Source organism: Streptomyces phytophilus, assembly GCF_013870535.1.
Taxonomy (GTDB): domain Bacteria; phylum Actinomycetota; class Actinomycetes; order Streptomycetales; family Streptomycetaceae; genus Streptomyces; species Streptomyces phytophilus.
On sequence record NZ_JACBXC010000494.1, the window covers coordinates 1 to 4,180 of the forward strand.

Genomic DNA, 4,180 nt, shown 5'->3' on the forward strand with positions numbered 1-4,180 from the left:
CTCAACGAGGTGTTCGCGGCCGGCGCGGACGTCCTGACCCGCGCCATGGCCAAGGCACTCCGCGCCGCGGAGAGCGTCGACGGCCCCGGGGGCGTCTTCCCGTCATACCGCGATCTCTACGGCACCGTCTGAAGCCCGTCCCGTGACCGCCGGGGCCGCCGGGGCCGCCGAGGTCGCCTGGGCTGTCGAGGTCGCCTGGGCTGTCGAGGTCGCCTGGGCTGTCGAGTGCCGTCGGGGCTGTCGAGTGCCGTCGGGGTGTTCGGCGGGGACACGGGGGTGCCGGTGCGCGGAGGGCGATGAGTTTCCCGGCGGGTCCGGGTCATCATGGCGACGGGCCGGCTTGCCTGCGCCGCTTGGGCAGTGCCTGCCGGCCGGAAACGCCCCACCGAGGATGTGAGTGACATGCGGGAAAGCGAACCGGATGCGGAGCTGGGGCCGTTCTCGTCCCCGGCCGCGCGGGCGACGCCGTGGGCGGAGGCGTTGGCGGTCCTCGGCGAGGCGGAGGTGTTCTGGCTCTCCACGGTGCGGCCCGACGGGCGGCCGCACGTGACGCCGCTGCTGGCGGCCTGGAGCCTGGGCGGCATGTGCTTCACCACGGGCGGCCAGGAGCGCAAGGCGCGCAATCTCGACCGCAATCCGCACTGCGTGCTGACGACCGGCACGAACGCCCTGACCGGGGTGGACGTCGTCATCGAGGGTGTCGCGTCCCCGGTGGGCGACCGGGCCGAGCGGGAACGGGCCGTCGCGGACTTCGAGACGAAGTACGGCGCGCACCTGACCGCCCCCGAGGGCACCTGGTACGGGTTGGGCGAGGCCGTCGTCGCGGGTGAGGTCAGGCTGTACCGGGTGGCGCCGACCACCGGGTTCGCCTTCGGCAAGCTGCCCGTGTCGAGCCAGACCCGCTACACGTGGCCGAGCCGTTGAGGACGGTGCCCTCGCTCCAGGAGAGGGTTCAGAGCATCCTCGACGAACTCGTGGACTCCGGTGCCGAGTCGGGCCTGCAGGTCGCCGTCCACCACCGCGGTGCTCTCGTCGTCGACGCCGCCGCCGGTGCCGCCGACCGCCGCACCGGGCGCGGGATGACCCCCGGGACGCCGGTCTTCAGCTTCTCCGCCGGCAAGGTCATGACGTCGCTGATCGCTCACCTGCTCGTCGGGACCGGTGCCGTCGGCTACGACACGCCGGTGGCCGATCTGTGGCCGGAGTTCGGTGTCCGCGGCAAGGCGACCGCGACGCTTCGGCATGTGCTGACGCACTCGGCCGGCGTGCCGGCGATGCCGAGCGGTATCGGCCCCGCCGACCTGGCCGACTGGCCGCGGGTCTGCACCGCGATCGCCGGTGCGGAACCGCGGTGGCGGCCCGGGACCGAAACGGGGTACCACGCGTTCACCTTCGGCTTTCTCGTCGGCGAGGTCGCCCGCCGGGCCACGGGGAAACCGATGCGGCAGCTCCTGCACGAGTGGGTCGCCGAACCCCTGGGCCTCGACGGCGACCTGTACTTCGGTGTGCCCGGACCCGACCTGCCCCGGCTGGCGCGGCTTGAGGACGCCGTGCCGCAGCCGGCCGCCCCGCCCGGTGGCGACGCCGTTCTCGCGCCCTGGGAAATGCGGCCGACGGCGGCCATGGGCAACAGCGGCGAGATCCTGCGGGCGGACATCCCGTCGGTCGGTACCTTCACCGCGCGGGGCGTCGCCGCCATGCATGCCGCGGTCCTCGACGGCCGGCTGATCGGTCCGCGCCGCCTCGGGGAGATGACGGCGCCGGCCTTCGAGGGCACCGACCGGGTCTTCGGCAACCATGCGCGGCTCGGGCTCGGCTATCCCCTCGGCCGCATCGGTACGCCGCCGGAGGAGACGCCGACCACGTTCGGCTGGGTCGGCGGCGGCGGCAGCTACGTCTGGGCCGACCCGGCGACCGGCATCTCGTTCGCCATGACCAAGACCCGTCTCACGCCCCACTTCGACACCGCGCTGCGACTCGCGGACGTGACCGCGGAGGCCCTCGCCCCACCCGCATGAACGCGGCCAAGGGGAAGCCCCCGGTGCCGGGGGGAGACGCCGGGGGCTGCTCGGGGTGCGGCGTTACGCCGCGGACTCGAAGCCCGTGTCGCGGGCGAGCTTCTTCAGTTCGACCAGCGCGTGCTTCTCGATCTGCCGGATCCGCTCGCGGGTCAGGCCGTGCTGCTTGCCGACCTCGGTGAGCGTGCGCTCGCGCCCGTCCTCGATGCCGTACCGCGCCTTGATGATCGACGCCGTGCGCGGCTCCAGCCGGCCGATGAGGTCTTCCAGCTCCTCGCGGCGCATCATCACCAGCACGGAGTCCTCCGGCGAGTCGGCGCCGGTGTCCTCCAGCAGGTCGCCGAACTGGGTCTCGCCCTCGTCGTCCACCGACATGTTGAGGCTGACCGGGTCGCGGGCCCAGTCCAGGACGTCCGTCACGCGCTCGGGCGTCGAGCCCAGCTCGGCGGCGACCTCGGCGGGCTCCGGCTCACGGCCGTGCTCGCGGTTGAACTCGCGCTGTACGCGCCGGATGCGGCCCAGCTCCTCGACGAGGTGGACGGGCAGCCGGATCGTCCGGGACTGGTCGGCGATGGAGCGGGTGATGGCCTGGCGGATCCACCACGTCGCGTACGTGGAGAACTTGAAGCCCTTCTTGTAGTCGAACTTCTCGACTGCGCGCACCAGGCCGGCGTTCCCCTCCTGGATCAGGTCGAGGAGCGGCAGCCCGCTGCGCGGGTAGCGGCGGGCGACGGCGACGACCAAGCGGAGGTTCGAGCGGATGAACAGGTCCTTGGCGCGGTCGCCTTGGGCCACGATCCCTTCGAGTTCCTCCCGGTTCGCCGACGCGCTCGGCGCGTCCACCGCCTCGGGCTTCGCCTCGCCGGCGAGCAGCTTCTCGGCGTAGACGCCGGCCTCGATGTCCAGGGAGAGCTCGACTTCCTTCGCGGCGTCGAGCAGCGGCGTCCGCGCGATCTCGTCGAGGTACATCCCGACGAGGTCGCGGTCGGCGATCTCGCCGCTCGTGGCGCGAGCGCCGCGAGCGCTGCTTGCCCCACCGGCCGGGGTCTGGGCCTGGCGGCGGGCGACGGCACGGGTTGCCATGCGTTCTCCCTTGCGAGTGAGTTCGTCAACCGGTGGTCCGACACCTACCGGGTGTCCCTTTCACCCTGTCCAACGAAGAGAATCAGGACAGAATTCCCTTCGAGTGCGCCGATTTTCGTGATCTTGCAGTACCCTGCACCGCCACAAGGCAGGCTCAGGTGGCCGTACGGAGCGCCGTACGGGCCGGAGACAGCCTGGTCAGGTCGGGCGGGCGGCGGGTGCCGACGCCGTCGGCCGGTGCCGGCCGCCGCGGATCCGCGAGATGCCCGTCACCTTCGGCATCGTGACCTTCCCCCCTGGGCGGCGCAGTCCGGTGCCGCCCTCCCTTGGTGAAGACGGCGCGCGGGGCCTTCTGGTTGCTCCCGCGGCCGGAAGGAGGCGGTGTGCCTGGGCCCGCAGACCTACGGGGACCTAGGGCCCGCGGCCGTTACGGGCCGGGCGGGGGCCGCCGTAGGTTCGCTTGCATGGACATGAGCCGCGAGGAAGCGCGTACGGAGACGGGCCCGGGCCGCACCCGGGACGACAGCGGGGTGCTCGACGAGGCCCTGGAGAGACTGCACGCCTCGGGACCCGAGCGGGAGGGCTGGCTGTCCAACCACGGGCCGATGGCCGTCGAGGCCCTGGTCTACGGCGACCGGGCGGCGACCGTGCACCGCTGGCTGGACCACTACCGCGACAAGCTGGAGGACATGCCGCCGCAGGCCCGGCCGATCGACCCCGCCGCCTGGCGCGAGGCGCTCGGCGACCCGTCGCGGCTCGGCGACTGGCCGGCGTACTTCGCGCGGGAGCTGTCGGACCGCCCGTGGCGCGAGGTGCTGGCCGAGTGGTGGCCGCGGCTGCTGCCCGGGCTGGCCGGCGCCGCCACGCACACGGTGATCCGCGCGGGACATGCCGTACGGACCCTCCAGGACACCGAGGCCGCCGGCCGGACCGTCACCGAACCCCGCGTCGCGGAGCTGGCGCACGCGCTGGGCTACTGGGCCGCCCGCTACGCCCGCCTGCCCAGCGCCCCCGTCCCCGACGGCACCGCGACACCGGACGCCGCGCTGGCCGGTGTGCCCGCCGTGCCGGCGCAGGCG

The 4,180-nt window shown here is 73.4% G+C and carries 4 protein-coding genes and 1 pseudogene; 4 read left to right on the forward strand and 1 reads right to left on the reverse strand.

Annotation, left to right across the window (positions count from 1 at the left end; translation table 11 throughout):
- The 3 genes and pseudogenes from H5J30_RS36845 to H5J30_RS19940 form a co-directional block, all read left to right on the forward strand.
- Positions 1–132: pseudogene (locus H5J30_RS36845) on the forward strand (P1 family peptidase); the annotation flags it as partial.
- 270 nt (positions 133–402) lie between these two features.
- On the forward strand, positions 403–924 hold the full coding sequence (locus H5J30_RS19935) for a pyridoxamine 5'-phosphate oxidase family protein (protein WP_181788768.1): 522 nt from the start codon (positions 403–405) through the stop codon (positions 922–924).
- Positions 921–2,018, forward strand: coding sequence for a serine hydrolase domain-containing protein (locus tag H5J30_RS19940; RefSeq protein WP_181788771.1), 1,098 nt, complete (start codon positions 921–923; stop codon positions 2,016–2,018). Before H5J30_RS19935 ends, H5J30_RS19940 begins: the two co-directional genes overlap by 4 nt.
- A gap of 63 nt (positions 2,019–2,081) precedes the next feature.
- On the opposite strand, the gene H5J30_RS19945 is transcribed toward H5J30_RS19940, so the two are convergent.
- Complete coding sequence (locus H5J30_RS19945; RefSeq protein WP_181788769.1) at positions 2,082–3,101, reverse strand: sigma-70 family RNA polymerase sigma factor; 1,020 nt, start codon at positions 3,099–3,101, stop codon at positions 2,082–2,084.
- A gap of 464 nt (positions 3,102–3,565) precedes the next feature.
- On the opposite strand from H5J30_RS19945, the gene H5J30_RS19950 reads away from it, so the two are divergent.
- Positions 3,566–4,180, forward strand: a 615-nt coding sequence (locus H5J30_RS19950; RefSeq protein WP_181788770.1) for a questin oxidase family protein, incomplete at its 3' end; no start/stop codon positions are given.